This is a genomic window from Niabella digestorum, from assembly GCF_036409055.1.
GTDB classification, from domain to species: domain Bacteria; phylum Bacteroidota; class Bacteroidia; order Chitinophagales; family Chitinophagaceae; genus Niabella; species Niabella composti.
On the sequence record NZ_JAZGLY010000005.1, the window covers coordinates 262,146 to 279,153 of the forward strand.

Annotated in this window: 12 protein-coding genes; 9 read left to right on the top strand and 3 right to left on the bottom strand. The window is 39.5% G+C overall.

Translation table 11 applies throughout. The annotated features are described in order from the left end of the window. Positions 1–12: 12 nt before the first annotated feature. The 4 genes from V2H41_RS10500 to V2H41_RS10515 all read left to right on the top strand — a co-directional run bounded on the left by V2H41_RS10500 (position 13) and on the right by V2H41_RS10515 (position 3,938). On the top strand, positions 13–636 hold the full coding sequence (locus tag V2H41_RS10500) for a GldL-related protein (RefSeq protein WP_330975108.1): 624 nt from the start codon (positions 13–15) through the stop codon (positions 634–636). A 69-nt stretch (positions 637–705) separates the two neighbouring features. After that, the gene (gene porM / locus V2H41_RS10505) at positions 706–2,214 is read left to right on the top strand and encodes a type IX secretion system motor protein PorM/GldM (protein ID WP_330975109.1); all 1,509 of its coding nucleotides are present in this window, start codon (positions 706–708) and stop codon (positions 2,212–2,214) included. Positions 2,215–2,227: 13 nt separating this feature from the next. Continuing rightward, positions 2,228–3,271: a type IX secretion system ring subunit PorN/GldN gene (gene porN / locus V2H41_RS10510; protein WP_330975110.1), complete on the top strand. Its 1,044-nt coding sequence runs from the start codon at positions 2,228–2,230 to the stop codon at positions 3,269–3,271. A 22-nt stretch (positions 3,272–3,293) separates the two neighbouring features. Further along, positions 3,294–3,938, top strand: a complete 645-nt coding sequence (locus tag V2H41_RS10515; RefSeq protein ID WP_330975111.1) for a DUF6089 family protein — start codon at positions 3,294–3,296, stop codon at positions 3,936–3,938. Positions 3,939–3,981: 43 nt separating this feature from the next. Here V2H41_RS10515 and V2H41_RS10520 read toward each other — a convergent pair whose 3' ends face one another. Beyond that, positions 3,982–5,508: a lipopolysaccharide biosynthesis protein gene (locus V2H41_RS10520; protein ID WP_330975112.1), complete on the bottom strand. Its 1,527-nt coding sequence runs from the start codon at positions 5,506–5,508 to the stop codon at positions 3,982–3,984. 78 nt (positions 5,509–5,586) lie between these two features. After that, positions 5,587–7,248, bottom strand: a complete 1,662-nt coding sequence (locus V2H41_RS10525) for a M1 family metallopeptidase (RefSeq protein ID WP_330975113.1) — start codon at positions 7,246–7,248, stop codon at positions 5,587–5,589. Between the two features lie 115 nt (positions 7,249–7,363). Between V2H41_RS10525 and V2H41_RS10530 the strand changes: the two genes are divergently transcribed. Both V2H41_RS10530 and V2H41_RS10535 read left to right on the top strand, forming a co-directional pair. Then, positions 7,364–8,995 (top strand): ABC transporter substrate-binding protein, encoded by a 1,632-nt coding sequence (locus V2H41_RS10530; RefSeq protein ID WP_330975114.1) that lies wholly within the window; start codon positions 7,364–7,366, stop codon positions 8,993–8,995. A 31-nt stretch (positions 8,996–9,026) separates the two neighbouring features. Next, positions 9,027–9,302: a CBU_0592 family membrane protein gene (locus tag V2H41_RS10535; RefSeq protein WP_330975115.1), complete on the top strand. Its 276-nt coding sequence runs from the start codon at positions 9,027–9,029 to the stop codon at positions 9,300–9,302. Positions 9,303–9,304: 2 nt separating this feature from the next. On the opposite strand, the gene V2H41_RS10540 is transcribed toward V2H41_RS10535, so the two are convergent. Next, positions 9,305–9,901 (bottom strand): TetR/AcrR family transcriptional regulator, encoded by a 597-nt coding sequence (locus V2H41_RS10540; RefSeq protein WP_330975116.1) that lies wholly within the window; start codon positions 9,899–9,901, stop codon positions 9,305–9,307. Between the two features lie 284 nt (positions 9,902–10,185). On the opposite strand from V2H41_RS10540, the gene V2H41_RS10545 reads away from it, so the two are divergent. The 3 genes from V2H41_RS10545 (at position 10,186) to V2H41_RS10555 (ending at position 16,991) form a co-directional block, all read left to right on the top strand. Continuing rightward, on the top strand, positions 10,186–13,389 hold the full coding sequence (locus tag V2H41_RS10545) for a SusC/RagA family TonB-linked outer membrane protein (RefSeq protein ID WP_330975117.1): 3,204 nt from the start codon (positions 10,186–10,188) through the stop codon (positions 13,387–13,389). 18 nt (positions 13,390–13,407) lie between these two features. Beyond that, on the top strand, positions 13,408–14,859 hold the full coding sequence (locus tag V2H41_RS10550; RefSeq protein WP_330975118.1) for a SusD/RagB family nutrient-binding outer membrane lipoprotein: 1,452 nt from the start codon (positions 13,408–13,410) through the stop codon (positions 14,857–14,859). A gap of 125 nt (positions 14,860–14,984) precedes the next feature. Continuing rightward, positions 14,985–16,991: an endonuclease/exonuclease/phosphatase family protein gene (locus V2H41_RS10555; RefSeq protein WP_330975119.1), complete on the top strand. Its 2,007-nt coding sequence runs from the start codon at positions 14,985–14,987 to the stop codon at positions 16,989–16,991. Positions 16,992–17,008: the final 17 nt, after the last annotated feature.

Below are 17,008 nucleotides of genomic sequence, written 5' to 3' on the forward strand. Positions count from 1 at the left end.
AACTTTTTTACAATGAATGAAGGAAGAAGCACAAACATTCAACGTTATTTGAACGTTTTCTTTTCACTAGGGGCAGTACCTGTACTTTTAGGTGCATTGTTTAAGCTTACCAACACTGCACCTATCGGCAATCCCGATACGTGGTTGAAATTCGGTATGTATACCGAAGCATTGGTTTTTCTGGTATATGCATATATGTATGCCTTTAAGCCTCAAGCATTAGATGACGCACCCCAACAGGAAACCATCGCACAAAAACAAACACCGACAAAAACTGGCAGTTCTCTTGCCGCACTGGATGAAATGTTGCAGGCAGCCGATATTACTCCCGAATCACTCCAAAAGCTAAGCGAAGGCTTTAAAACACTTGAAGCCAATATTATCAAAATAGCTAACGCTACTAATACTGTTGTAGAAACAGACGAATATGCCAAGCAGGTAAAAGAGGCTACTTTAGCAATCAACCGTGTTAATACCTATTACAACAAGCTTGCTGAAACATCGCATGCACTTATCAGCAGTGCTGAAGATGCTAAAGTCACACAAAAAGAAATGGCTGAACTGGCTAAAAATCTGCAAAAGCTAAATCAAATGTATAGCAGTATGATTGCAGCCATGCAAATAAAAGGATCCTAATACGATGATAAAAGATACACAACAAAAGTAACATCGCGTAGTCGTTAACCTTAAATTATTCATTATCCTATGGCTTTACCTAAGGAGCCCCGACAAAAGATGATCAATGTGATGTATTTAGTGCTTACGGCATTATTAGCACTAAATGTATCCAGCGAAGTTCTGAACGCTTTCAGAACCATGGATAAAAGCTTCTCCAATGCCAGTGCTGTCATTGATAATAAAACCAACACCATTTTCTCATCCTTCGAGTCAAAACTGAAAGATCCCAAAACGAGCGAGCTGGCCTCAATTTGGAAACCCAAAGCAGATAAAGCTAAGCAACTTTCTGATGAGCTGGTTGCTTATATAGAAGATTTAAAAACCAAAATAAAAAACGAAGCCGGCTCCTCTGGCGACCATTTCAATGAAAAAAACACCAATGCGCCAACGAAAATTATGGTGGATGAAACAAGCGGAAAAGAGTTACTCAAACGATTAACAGAATACAAAAACAATATATTGAGTATCGATCCAAAAATAGAAGCACAGTTTAAAAACAGTTTTCCGCTGGACCTGAGTATGCCTCCGGTACAAAACAAAAGCAATAATACTTGGGAGGCTGCATACTTTAGACGAACACCTGCACTTGCGGCCATCACTATTCTTTCCAAATTCCAAAGCGATATCAAAAACGCCGAGGCACAAGTCGTAGAATATTGTCATAATCAAATTGGTGAAGTACAGGTAGTATATGACGAGTTTCAGGCTTTGGCCACAGCCAACTCTCAAGTATTATATCCCGGAAGTGAATTTACCATTACTGCCGGAGTGGGAGCATTTAGTAAAAATGCAAAACCCTCAGTAACGATTGATGGCGTACAAGTACCTTTAAACGAAAATGGCCTTGCCGAATATAAAACTGTTGCGGGGAACCCGGGATCTTACACTAAAAAAGTAAACGTTTCGTTTGTCAAACCCGATGGTACTACTGCAACACTCACTAAAGATATTCAGTACGTTGTAGCAGCACCCACTGGCCTTACAGTAAGTGCCGATGCGGTTAAAGTATTGTATGTAGGTCTAGATAACCCTATTTCCATCGGTGGAGGTAGTGGCACCAATGCTAGCAATTTAAAAGTTTCAATCAGCCAAGGTACAATCACCGGTAGCAATGGCAGATACATTGCGCGTGTTACAACCCCGGGCACCGCAACAATTACTGTAAACGATGGAAAGAAAACCACAAGCTTCGACTTTCGTGTAAAAACGGTACCCACTCCTACGGCCATGGTAGGAAATAGTCGTGGAGGACGCATGCGTGTAAACGATTTTAAAGCACAGTCTGGCGTGCGAGCAGAGCTGGAAAACTTTGTCTTCGAAGGCGTAAAGTTTACCGTTACCAGTTACACAATCACTTTTGCAGGAGCCGGTTATCCTGAATTCATGTACAAAGCTGTATCCGGCAACAGTTTTGCTCCGGCACGTAGTCTTATTGAAAGAGCACAGCCCGGAAGTACGATTACTATTGATGAAATAAGAGCTGTAGGTCCGGGAGGGCCACGAACATTAGCTCCTATTGCGTTTAACCTGTATTAAAAAGTAAAGTACCATGAAACAACTTGTATTTTTTACTTTGTGTTGTGCATTCCTTTTAGATGTGGATAGTGTGCATGCTCAAAATGCACCGCGAAGTGCTTACGATACAACACCTTCACAGAGATCTAACAGAAGAAACAATAATCAGTCAACACAATCCAATAGCCAATATGCTACACCTTCAGGAGAAAGTGGTGACTATACGTCGCAACCTGAAGTCAATTTACCTATCGAAGTTGTCGAAGACGAAGGCGAAGGCGGTTTGTATGGTACTTATAAACCTTCCTTAAGAAAAGACAATATTTTGGAAGATGACGATATTGACAGTACAGCACAGCCTTTAGCTTATACGCCGCTCTATGCAGCTGATGCAGCTTTTCGCATAAGGGCATGGCGCACTATAGATGCACGTACCCCTCAAAACGCCAAATACTTCTATAATAAGACAATTGAAGGCGATAATGATAAACGATTTATCAACATTCTTCTTAAAGCCATTAAAGAAGACGGCGTACAGGCCTTCAGCAATATTGACGATCGATTTACAACTCCCATCACCTTTGAAGAAGCTCTAGCTGCATTCGGTGGAGGAACAGATACATCTGCCAAATATGACCTAGATGGTAATATCGTAGGGTATCAGGTAAGAAACCGAATGATATCGCCTGACTCTGTATACAAATTCAGAATAAAAGAAGAGTGGCTTTTTAACAAGCGTGATGGCAAAACCTATGTGCGCATCCTAGGTATTGCACCTGTCATTAGTTATACCACTTCTGATGGATATACACTGGAAAATAGCGAACATGCTGCATTCTGGGTATATTACCCCGATTTAAGAAAGACTTTAGTAAGGAATCGTATTACCAATCCACTAAACCTAGGCGGTTCTGTAACATGGGAAGAAGTATTTGAAAACCGTCTTTTTGAAAGCAGGATTATCAAATCCTCGCTTGATGCGGAGAATGGTTTTAACAATACACCCCTCACACCCGAACAGGCCGCTATTATAGAAGAACAATTGAACAATTTAAGTGCAAGAAGTTGGGCAAAATAGTTCGAATAAAATAATTATAACTATGAAAAAACTTATTCTAGCGTTTATGCTTATTACAGCATCTTCTATTGCTTTCGCTCAGACATATATAGCACAGAAAAACAGTTTGGGATTGGGCTTTGGAGCTCTATCCTATTCAGGAAGATTTGCTGTAGATGCCTCTCTAGCCAGTCACTCATCCCTTTACGCTTCTCTTAATTATCGTAGAAAAGTCTGGGATAAACTATATGTTCGCGGAGAATTGTTTGGAGGTCGCATGAGAGCCGATAATACAAATGTGCCCTCCCAAGAAGAGAAACCCTCCGGTTATTTCCAAACCGAAATGATTGAAGTATCGGCAAAAGCAGAATATGATTTCATCGATTTAAGCATCAATAACATCACCCCGTTTGTAAATGTGGGTGCCGGCGTTTATACATTATTCAATTATACTTCCAGCTTAGGCCCCAAAGACAGCAAAGACAGAACGGGCTTTGTAATGCCCGCCGGTTTAGGAGTTAAATATAAAATAAACGATCGTTTTAAGATTTTGGCTGAAGGCAATCTAAGATTCTTCTCTAAGAATCTCGACAACCGTACCGGTCCCGGCATTAACAATCCCAATAAATACTATAGCTTTGGATTCGGTGTTATATACGAATTATCATCTTCCAACCAATTATGGTGAAGACATGATAGCATCATTGGATAAAAAGGGTAGCAATTACTTGCTATCCTTTTTTATTTTTGCCTAAAATTGAACGCATGCGTTGATGGAGCGATTGCAAAACGGGCTGAACATCCGGTGAAAGATTGAGTATATATATACCTCCGCAAAATAGCACCAGCGCAAAAAGGCTTCTCGAAAATAAACCCGTAAACCCTTGCCAGTCTTTAAATAAAAACCAGGTAACAAGGAATACACCTAAAGCGAGGTTGATAGTATGCACCGATTTAGGGGTAAAAGGAAATAAGCGGTACTTTTTCCAAAGGAATACAATGCGTATCAGATTATACACTGTCATTGAAAGCAAATTCGCTAGTGCCGGCCCCAGTATATCCAATTTCTTTGTAAGAAAATAATTCAAGGGCAACATCAGCAGTAGTAGCACTACTCCGCTAAATAGTTCAAATTTCCAGTAATTAGAAGTGCCTATAATCTGAGCATTTACGCCCGATCCCATATCCACCAAGCGCATTAATCCCAGAATTATAAAAGCATGAAAACCCAACAAATATTCGGGTTTTAGCTTGAAAGCTATCACTGCATTCTGATAATTCAACGTAATCAACACAAGCATAAACGAAGCAAAAATTAGCTGGTTGATGGAAGAACGCTGATAGATGGTTTGTATGGTTTGCAGGTTTTTATTTTTCCAAGCTTGAGCCAGATGCGCTACAGAAGCCGCAATAATTCCACGCTGAGGAGCCTGAATCAAGCTGGTTAATATATAGGCCAGGCTGAATATCCCTACTTTTTCCATTCCGTTATCCAGTACTGCTCCTATTACAAAGGAGTCGAATACTTGTGCCAAAGTAAATATCAGTCCGCCACTATAGATAAAAAAACAAAAGCGTGCAATCTTCTTAATAAATCTTCTGGTAACCTTACTGATTCTAAAAACAAAAAAGGCTTTTTTGGTTACCAATATATAGATCAGCAACGTAAGCGCAATTCCCAGATAGGTAAAAGCATACAGTTTAATGAATGTGTCAAAATCGGGTATGACGTTAAAAAAAAAGAGAACAATAATAATAGTAGTGAGCAAACGCCATTCTACTTCTTTAACAAAATTGGTAAGAATGGATTTATGCAAACTCCAGGCATAAGCCTCAAAAACATTATAGAGCGTTAACCCCAACCCCATGGGAAAAACCCAGTAATAGTAAGTAACAAACAAAGGAGAATTGGCACTGTATTTCCGATATACTAATTCTTTAAAACTCCATCCCAAAAATACAATCAGCACAAACCCTACAATACTCACCAAAACCGCCCAGGCCAGCATATCGCTCTCTCGAGGCTTGAGGTTATCATTATAGTAAGGATAGAACTTATAGATAAAGCCCGGCATGGCAAAGGTGGACAGAGATGCAATTAGCGTGGCGATATCAATAAATATCTTTGTTAAACCGTACTCTGCACTTGTAAATAGCCCTTCCTTGGTAAAAAAGTAGGTATTGAGTAATCCAATAGCAAAGCCAAAATAAATGACTAAAGAAGAAATAATGCTTTGCTGCCTGATTTTTACACTCATTAGAAAAACTCCGGTTTACTTATTGGTTGCCAAACATATCAAACATAGGATATTTTGTGAGCACTCGGAATGGCAAAACTAAATTTCTTTCACTGTAATGTAAAAATCAGGAATTACTTCAAAACCCGTATCACCGAGCTCGTCTAATGCTATCTTTTTTAAAGTTTCTTTAGGATAAATCCATTTCCCGTTGGTGAGTTTTATCGGCATGTCAAATCCTTTAACCACATTTTCCCACTTGTAGAAAATATATTTTCCCTTCTTGTAGTATTGAAGTTCGGGAATTTGAACAGTTCGAAGATACTGTTCAAATATTTTGCTGAGATCTTTACCACTTTTTCGGCTTATATATTCTTCTACTTGTTTACCGGTAACGGTTTGATGATAGAAGTCTTTGTTCAGTCCTCGTAAGATATCTTTAAATATACTGTCATTATCAATAACCTGTCGGATGGTATGTATCATATTGCTCCCTTTATAATACATATCACCACTTCCCTCCTTATTTACACCATAAGGACCGATAATAGGTATATCGTTTTGTATAGCATTGCGGAGACCGATAACATATTCAGAACCTGCTTTTTTACCAAATAAGCATTCGGTAAACATCGTCTCGGTATAATTAGTAAACCCTTCATGCACCCACATGTCGGCGATATCCTTTGAGGTAATATTATTTCCAAACCATTCGTGTCCACTTTCATGAATAATGATAAAATCCCACTTTAAGCCCCAACCGCTATTACTTAAATCTCTTCCCAGATAGCCCATGCGATATCTATTGCCGTAAGCTACAGCACTTTGGTGTTCCATACCTAGGTGCGGCGACTCTACAAGCTTGTAGCTATCTTCATAAAACGGATAAGGTCCCATCCAGTCTTCAAAACAACGAATCATTTCAGGTACCACAGCAAATTGTTGCCGGGCTCTTGATAAATTATAATCCAAAACCCAATAACTCAGGTCCAACTGCCCTTTCAGTCCTTGCAGAGCGTCTTTAAAATTTACATATTTGCCTATGTAGGGAACGATATTATAGGTATTGATAGGTGATGTTACCTCCCATTTCCAGGTGGTGGTTCCATTAGCATGAGCCGTGGTACCTATCAGCCGGCCGTTGCCAATAGCCGTAAGCGAATCCGGAACGGTTATCGAGAGGGATGCACCTTTATCCGGCTCGTCGCTTTGATGATCCTTACAAGGATACCAAACACTGGCTCCGAGGCCTTGACATGCCACCGTAACCCAATCGCGGCCTAAAGAGTCTTTTGTCCATACCCATCCTCCATCCCAAGGAGCACGCACTGCCACTTTGGGATGCCCTTTAAAGTAAATACGCAATTTTTGCTCACTTCCGGGTTGGGGTGGGGAGGAATGTTGCAGCCAATATACATTTCCTTCTCTAGTAAATGATAAAGCTTTTTTGGTATCGAGATATTCGACGCGGTCTATCTGCATAGGCTCCTGTAGATCAATCTGCATGAGGTTGTTGCTACTCACGTGCAGTACTTTGTAACTAATATCTACATTACCCTTAATAAACTTTCGGGGTATATCCACACTTACAGCAATATCATAACGGGTCACATTCCACCAGTCGCGCTCTGGCCTTAGCGAGCCTCGAAGCGAATCTTGTCTGCTAAATTGCTTTTTATTGCTTCCTAGTTGCGCATTTGCTGTAAAACAAAACACCATCGCAACAGCGAAAATTATTGCCTTATAAATATCTTTACGCATGTTGTACAATTGATAGTGTAAATTTAAATCTTCGGTTTCAAACAGTATTTTTAAGTTGATAAACGGTCAATTTCGATATTTAAGAAGGGGGTTCAGCATGATTTATGTTTTCAAAATGAGACAAATTTTTTCTCAGTGGGCAATAATAATAAGTGCTATAGCCCTATTATATGCATGCCATCAACCTTCCGAAAAAAATAAAAAGAAAATATTCCGTTATAACGAATATGCCGGTATTGCTTCGCTGGATCCGGCATTCGCCAAGAACCAGTCTACCATGTGGCCCGCCCATCAGTTGTTCAACACATTGGTAGAGATAGATGACAGTCTGAATATTAAACCCTCTCTGGCAAAGTATTGGGACATTTCTCCGGATAAAACGACATATACTTTTTACTTGAGAGATGATGTGTGGTTTCATGACGACGCCTGCTTTCCCGATGGAAAAGGACGCAAAATGGTGGCATCGGATGTGGTGTTCAGTTTTCAGCGGATACTAGATCCCAAAACTGCCAGTCCGGGCGCATGGATTTTCAATGGTAAGGTAGATAGTATACAACCCTTCACGGCTATTAACGATACTATTTTTCAGCTTAAGCTCCTACGTCCCTATCAACCTATATTGGGCATACTTTCCATGCAATATTGCTCAGTAGTGGCCCCAGAAGCGGTACAGCAATATGGGGTTGATTTCAGGCAGCATCCCGTAGGTACAGGGCCTTTCAAATTTGTGGTGTGGGAAGAAGGACAGGCTTTGATATTTGCCAAAAACGAAAAATATTTTGAGTTTGACAGTGCCGGTAGACGATTGCCCTATCTCGACGGCATCAAAATTAGTTTTAAAGATAGCAGGGCTACAGAGTTTTTGTTATTTCGTCAGGGACAATTGGACTTTATCAACGAGCTTGACCCTAGCTTTAAAGACGAAGTACTTACCAAAAAGGGCACTTTACGCAAAAAATGGCAAGATAAAATAGAGCTGCAAACGCACCCCTATTTAAATGTAGAATATTTAGGGTTTCTAATGGACACCACCAATCCGTTAGTTAAAAATGCGCCGACACGATTCAAGAAAGTGCGTCAAGCCATTAATTATGGTTTCGACAGGGAAAAAATGATACTCTACCTGCGCAACTCTTTAGGAACTCCTGCTCAGAGCGGTTTTGTTCCCAAAGGAATGCCGTCATTTAACGACTCCCTCGTAAAGGGATACAACTACAATCCTGTCAAAGCTGCGCAATTACTAAAAGAAGCTGGTTTCCCCGGAGGAAAAGGTCTTCCTCCCATTAAATTGCTCACCATTTCGGTTTATGCTGATTTTGGGAATTTTATTGCAAAACAGTTGGAAGAATTAGGCATACGTGTACAGGTGGAAGTAGTGCAGAAATCGCTGCTGTTCGAAATGACCGCAGGCTCTAAAACCGCGTTCTTCCGTGGGGGTTGGATAGCCGACTACCCCGATGCAGAAAATTATCTATCGGTATTTTATTCTAAAAATCCCGCGCCTCCCAACTATACGCGATACAACAATCCTGAATTTGATAAAGTGTTTGAGCAGGCCATTCAAGAAACCAACGATTCTATTAGATATGCGCTATACAGAAAAGCTGATCAGATAGCCATTAATGATGCGCCGGTTGTTCCTTTATGGTACGATAAAGTCATTCATTTAGTACAAAAGAATGTAAAAGGATTTACCACGAATGCGCTAAATCTTCTGGAGCTAAGACACACTCAAATTGAATAGAGTCATCAAACTTGTATCAAAATCTATCATCATGATTTTTATGCTGTGTGCATTGCTTGCCGGATTTACATCCGCCAGTGTTTTGGGATGGCTGGGTACTGTCTTTTACTTGATAGCCTACTTTCTGCTAAGTATACGAAAACTCAAGGCCAATAGTATATTGTATCATTTTATGAACCTGGCAGGTGCCATAGGTATGATTGTGCATGCCTTCTTTCTGGAGGACCATCCTAATATTGTAGTAAATCTGGTTTGGGGCGGCATAGCTGTAATGGCAATGATAATGATTTTATCAAAAAAAAACTGAGTTTAGGTCAATCCCAACAGCTTGAACGCTTCTCTTTTATAATTACTAAGCTTGGTTGTATATTCTTTTTTATCATCAGCAAGACTTAAATAATAATATGCACCATCTACTAATACAAAAATGAGATCGGCCGTATATGCTGGATTCTTTACTGAAAGCACTTTTTGTTCATTACAACTGATGATAAGCTGCTCCAGTTTTTTACGAAGCTCATCCAAAAGGGATTTATATTTTCCTCTTATTATTTTATTGCGAAATACAAGTGCATAACAACTATAAGAAACACTATCGTCAAATAACGTATTCCATTTATGAGAAAAAATATTCTCAATTACAATCTTCAGGGCTTTTTTAGGATCGTTTTGATAACGTGGTGGAATTTTAAAAATCTGCAAATACTTATGTAGTATATACTCTACAAGTCCATAAATAAGATGCTCCTTTGTCTTGAAATAATGCATCACTAAACTGGGATTTATTTTTATCAGATTGGCAGTTTTGGCAATAGATGCATTTTCCAGCCCTTCCTTTTTAGCCAGTCTGTAAAAAGCTTCAATAATTTCTTTTTGTCTTGGTTCTTTTAAACTCTTTCTTCCCATGCATTTGAGTTTAGTGATAGGAATATTTTAGCAATTCTAAATTACCTATTTTATAATCTCTGCGCTTCAAACGCGCAATCGATTGCACGCTTAAAGTTAATGATAAATTAATTGAATATTCATTCAATTAATTACCTTTAATTGGAAATTTGAAATATTCTTGCCAGATCATATAGTGTGTGACATACGATTAATAATATCGAATGCTATGAGTCAACAACGATAATAAACCATTTACAACACCTCCAGTTAATGAAGATATTCAAGAACTTAAAACCACTCTTATGCAAAAAACACTTCTAATTGTATTGCTAGGCATACTTTCGATAATATGCCAGGCCCAAACGACGGTCCATATTAAGGGAACGGTTCGCTCCTCTAGCGACAGTACTTTCCTTCCTGGTATTAGTATTATCGAAAAAGGAACTTCAAATGGCACGAGCTCTAATACCGATGGTAGCTTCAGCTTAGCCATACGCTCCGGAAGTACGATTATCGTCTCCGGAATTGGATACGTTACCCAAGAGCTGAAGGTTAGTAGCCATCAAATAGAAATATACTTACTACCCGCTGCACTAGGGATGGATGAAGTAATTGTAACGACAGCATTGGGCATACAAAAAGATAAAAGAGTATTAGGATTTGCCACACAGGAGGTGAAAGGAGAAGCAATGACCAAAGCACGCGAGCCTCAGGTAATTTCCGGCCTTACAGGACGAGTTGCAGGTCTCACCATTAACAACAAAGCATCCCTTTATGAAACAGCCAGCATTGCACTGCGAGGGAAAACACCTCTCGTTGTAATAGATGGAATTCCTTCTCAAGGAGACTTATGGAACTTAAATGCTGATGATATCGAAAGCATTAACGTACTGAAAAGTAATGCGGCAGCTTTGCTGTACGGCAGTCTTGGTGTAAACGGAGCCTTGCAAATTACTACTAAAAAAGGCAAAAGGGGGTCTGGTGTAGAGACTAGCATTAATCAAGGATTTCAAATGACTGCAGGCTGGCTTAAGCTTCCCGAATATCAGACTCAATATGGTATGGGGTGGAAAGGCTACTACGCATTTATAGATGGGAAAGGCGGTGGTGGATTTTATGATAACTATGGATACGTTTGGGGACCTAAGCTGGATGTACCTGATCCTACAACGGAAAGCGGATGGGTGGAATATCCTCAATATAACAGTCCATACGATCCAAACACGTGGTACGAGTTTACTCAAAATGGATACACAGGACAAAGCCATTATAAACCCATACCCTATATTTCGCGAGGCAAGAAAAATTTGCAGAACTTCATGCGTCCACAGATGCTGTATACCATCAACGCCAATGTTGCAGCACGTGGCGAACTAGGAGGTTACAGAGTATCGTTAAGTCATATGTACCAACGTGGACAGATACCTAATACCAAACTCAATTCCAGCACCTTTGCGGTAGCAGGAGATATCAAAATTTCTCCTAAAATAAAAATCGAGGGAAGCTTATCTTATAACAGACAGTTTTCACCCAATTACCCTGATAATTCTTATAACCCAGAAAACTTTTTCTACAATATACTCTTATGGATGGGAGCCGATGTGGATATACGAGATCTGCGTGATTATTGGAAACCTGCAGGTGGATACGAGCAGGAAGGTCAATTTAAGCCTTACGGAGTAAAGGATATTCAACAGATGAACTACAACTACTCTTGGTATAACAACCCTTGGTACCTAGCTTATGAACGTCTTCGTCAATATAAAAACGATGTAGTTGTTGGAACTGCAAGTTTAAACTATAATATCTCAGACAACTTAAGTCTGATGATAAGAAGTGGCGGCACCTTTAGTAACAGCGGATCAGAGTTAAAAACTCCGTACAGTTTCATCTCTTATTCGGCATTGCCTTATGGAGCATTCTCGATAAGCAGTACCAGTAGACTATTGTTTCAGACAGACGCGTTACTCACTTACAAAAAAACATTTGGCGATTTGGATATGACTATTGCAGGCGGCGGTGCTAATCGTTACGAATCCTACTCAACAAACGGCGGAAGTACAACCGGAGGATTACAGGTACCGAAAGTATATAACCTGGCTATGTCGCGTGATCCGGCAACAACTTACAACGATCGTTGGGAGAAAGAAGTCAACAGTGTTTTGGGATATGCCGATTTGGGATATAAAAACTTTCTTAACCTCAACATCAGTGTGAGAAATGATTGGAGTAGCTCATTACGAAAACCCTACAACTCTTACTTCTACCCTTCTGCATCATTGAGCTTTATCTTATCGGATGTAGTAAGGCTACCCGATGCTATTAATTTTGTAAAACTTAGAGGAGCTTATGCGGATGTAAAATCAGATGTATCGCCGTATTATACAGTGCCGACTTATAGCTCAGGTACAAGATGGAATGGTGTACCGTCGTTATCAAGCCCCGGTTCAATATTAGATTCAGCCATTCGTCCTAGTAGAACAATTTCAAGAGAAGTGGGTCTTGAAACCAAATTCCTGAATAATCGTTTAGGATTAGATCTCACATACTATAGCTATCTTGATAAAGACTCACCCAGAGATATCAGCCTATCACAAGCTTCAGGTTATTCTTCTTATCGTGTAAATGGCGATGTATATAACAGACGGGGATGGGAAATAGTATTAAACGCATCGCCTATTCAAAACAAAAATTTCGGATGGGATATTTTGGTAAACTATAGCCGCATCAGAAACTATGTAAAAGAATTGTATGGAGGAGTCGAAAGCAGAGGACTGATAAAAGTAGGCGATAGAATCAATGTGGATCCGGCAAGATGGGGAGGTGAGCTAGCCTATACAGGATGGGTATGGGAAAAATCTCCTGACGGACAGATTGTATATGAAAACGGCTTACCCAAATATTTGAACCAGTTAATCAATTTAGGCGTGCATGAACACGACTTTGATTATGGCATTAATAATGCCTTTCGGTTGAAGCAATTTTCATTTAGCTTTTTACTGGATGGCCGCGTGGGGGGCAACATGTTTAATGGTGTGGAGGCGAAAATGTACGAAGGAGGTTCGCATCCTGCCACAGCCAACTCTTATAGGGAAGATTCCTATGCCGGACAGAAAACTTATGTTGGAAAAGGCGTAGTAGTTACCGGTGGCGATGTGGTATACGATGCTTTTGGAAATATCATAAGCGATAACCGCACCTTTGCTCCCAACGATGTCAAAGTGGATTATATAGACTGGGTATTTGCAACCTATACAAATGGTGTGACTGAGTCGTTATTATACAAACAGACCTATTTAAAACTGAGAGAAGTTATTATCGGGTACAACTTTAAACCCGCTTCGCTTAACAAAACACCATTTAAATCGGTAAGTATATCGCTAGTAGGGCGTAATCTGTTAATGTTTACCAAAGTTCCTTATATGGATCCTGAAGCATATTCCGGTACTACTATGGCTGAACCATCATACAGGAATGTTGGTATCAATATCAATTTAAAATTCTAACCGCCTAAATTTTTTGCTATGAAGAAAGCTACACACTATATAACTTTCATTACATTCTCGTTAATCGCACTGCTCTCCTCCTGTCATAAGAATGCCTATTATCAGATTGATCCCGACAATCCTTCTGTAGGAGATCCAGCGCTATTATTAGCAGGTATACAAATATCCGTTTTTAATATCACACACACGGACTACTCGTATGTAGACAGGCATTTAGCTTATTACGAACGCACATCCGAATCTATGACCTACAACTGGGGAACAGGAAGTTATAACAATTATAACATCCTTCGAAATGTTCAGGAGATGGCTAAGAATGGAAATGACAATTATAAGGCGTTGGCCAAATTCTTTCGGGCGGTGTTATTCTCCCAGCTTACCGAAACATTTGGTGATATTCCCTATTCAGAAGCATTGCGTGGACACGAGGGACTTGCCACTCCCAAGTATGATAGTCAAAAAGAAATCTATCTTGGTTTATTAGCGGAACTGGAAGAAGCCAATAATATGCTCAGCAGTGCCAATGGCCCTATAACCGGCGATATTATCTACGGAGGGCGTCCCGATCCCGTGCTTCAGTGGAAAAAGCTAATCAATGCTTTCAGATTAAGATTGCTGATACATCTATCAAAAAAAGAAAACGATCCGGACTTGAATATTAAGCAACAGTTTCAAAGCATCATTAGTAATCCTACTAAATATCCGCTGATGAATGATAACAATGATAATGGACAAATCGTGTACAATACTTCAGCAACTAATAATTCCTATCCCACGTTTCAGCATATCAGCTTTGCTACATCGGTATCGATGGAGAAAAATTTTGTCAATATGTTGAAAGATTTTCAGGATCCCCGATTATTTTCCTTTGCTGAACCAGTAAGTGGCAGACCGGCTAATGAATTCTCCAGTTATGATGGGGTGGATGGAGGACTTACATTGGCTGAAATGCAACTTACTTCTGCATCTGCATCGCGCATTAAAAGCCGTTATCATCAAAATCAGGTAAATGAGCCTACAATATTTCTGGGATATGCAGAGCAGGAATTTCTAATAGCTGAAGCTATTGAACGCGGCTGGATATCAGGAGCAGGTACAGCTAAACAACACTATGATAACGGAATCACCGCCTCTATGGCATTTTATAATATTACAGGAGGTGATGTTACCACCTACCTGTCAAATCCCGGTGTAGCCTACAATAGTGCTACAGGCCTCTCACAAATTGCAAAACAGAAATACATCGCCTTCTTTATGAACTCAGGAAGAGAAGCATTCTTTGAACAAAGAAGAACAGGTATTCCTACACTTAGTGTAGGACCAGGCACCCTCAACAATGGTATGGTACCTAAACGTTGGCGTTATCCGGCTAATGAGTTTACCATTAATAAAGAAAATGTAGAAGATGCAGTAAATAGGCAGTTTAACGGAAACGATAACATCAATTCGATAATGTGGTTGATACAATAAATGGTTAGGAACTGAGGGATTATTGAATATTCCAATAATCCCTCTTTTAACGACGAACTGTTTCTAAAACAGCTTACATAATTATGCTTTATGTAAAACGATTATTGGGGTGTTTATGCCTATGTTTGTATACAACAATTATTTCGGCCCAATACACTCCTCACAACAGAGCTCTAAAATTAGACGGGAAAGATAATAATGTATGTACCGGAATTGGTGTTATCAAAGCGCCTTGGACTCTTGAAGTGTGGATCAAGCCCGATTCTAACCTACTCAAAGATACGGCCGTAATCATTGGTGGGGGAGAATATAGTACACTTAATACTGCACACAATTTACCACTCATTTTTATAGGAGGTAAAATTGGAAATCCTTTTGCTGATATTTGGTCTGAAGCAATATTAGACGAGGGCTGGCATCACATTGCTTTATCCTGCAACGGAGAAATAACCCAATTATATATTGATGGACATATTGTAGCAAAAAAACTAACCAGCTTCTCTATAATACCCGGCACATTAGGATCGCACTTAAAAAGTGCCACTGTATATAAAGGGTTAATGGATGAGGTACGCATCTGGAATGCTGCGGTAGATGAATCCGAAATACAATACTGGATGAAACGGCCACTCAACAATAATCATCCAAATTTCAAAAGTCTTGTAGCTTATTATAATTTTGATGATGGAATTAATGAGATTGGTATTAATTGGGTAGGAAAAAGCTGGCAAACTTTTCATCTCAGAAACGGACGCATTCATTTCAGGGGCCGGGCTCCTTTAGCCTCCACTGTTCCAAGCAATAATATCCACTTCAAATACAACCCAAACGAACAACCTTTATTTAATGCAGTGATATTACATAACGAGTGGGATTATGATCAACACAGCAAAAACTTCCAGATACTTAAATTAAGAATTATACTTAATCAGCACAACAGCCCTGCATATCTTACGGGAATCACCCTAGACCTCTCTGAAGTGAGCTGGTTGCCCGATATTGAACGATTACAAATTTTTCATTCTTATAGCAACGGTAAATCGGATACCGTAATACAATACTTAGGTAGAAATATCCATCCGAAAAAAAAGATTTCATTGACAAATAAGCAAAAACGAATTTGCTTATCTCCTGGAGTTAACTATATTACTATAACCGCCGATATCGCAAGAAATACAACACGACAAGGAAGAATAAAAATCAAGGTGCCTGAATTTAGCTTAAATGAAACCTCATATGTACCAGAAGAAGATACTAATCCTATTATTCCTGAATTAATATGCAACAGTAAACCTGGCTCTCAAATTATAAAAGTATTGCAATGGAATATATGGCATGGCGGTATACATCTTGGCAATGATGGCATGAATAAAGTTATTGAGGTATTAAAAGCCGCGAATGCTGACATTATTACAATGCAGGAAGCATACGGCTCTCAGCAGCAAATAGCCGATGCACTAGGATATTATATGTATTCAGTAAATTCAAAAGAGAATTTAGCTGTTTATAGCAGATATAAAATCACACCATTACCACAGTCTCACAATACATTCAATTCCAACCCTGTATTGATACATTTGTCTAATGGACGCACCATTTTAGTAAATTCATGCTGGCTGCGTTATAGCAATGATCCGGAGTATACCTCCATCTATCCCAATACAGGCCAAAATCCCGAATTATGGGTTGCTGGAGATTCGGCAAAAGCATTAAAGGATATACAAAACATCATTGAAAAAGATACCAAACCCTATTTAGATAGAGAAGACCTAATTGTAATTTTAGCTGGAGATTTTAATTCAGCCAGTCATCTGGACTGGACAAAAGCTGCTACATCATTACACTTTGGATATGGGCCTGTACATTTCCCTGTTTCCAGATATTTACTAAAAGAAGGATATAAGGATAGTTTCAGAGAAATACATCCTGATGAAGTAAAACGACCCGAGGGAACATGGTCACCAATCTACGGGCAGCTGCCTCATTGTCGCATAGATTTCATTTATTACAAGGGTAAAGGAATCAAGCCGATTGGTTCCAAAATCATTAGAACACATCCTAACATAGACAATCTATGGCCTTCGGATCATGCAGCGGTGCTTACCAGTTTTGAAATAGCAGACAAACCATAAGTTAAAGCAACATGTAA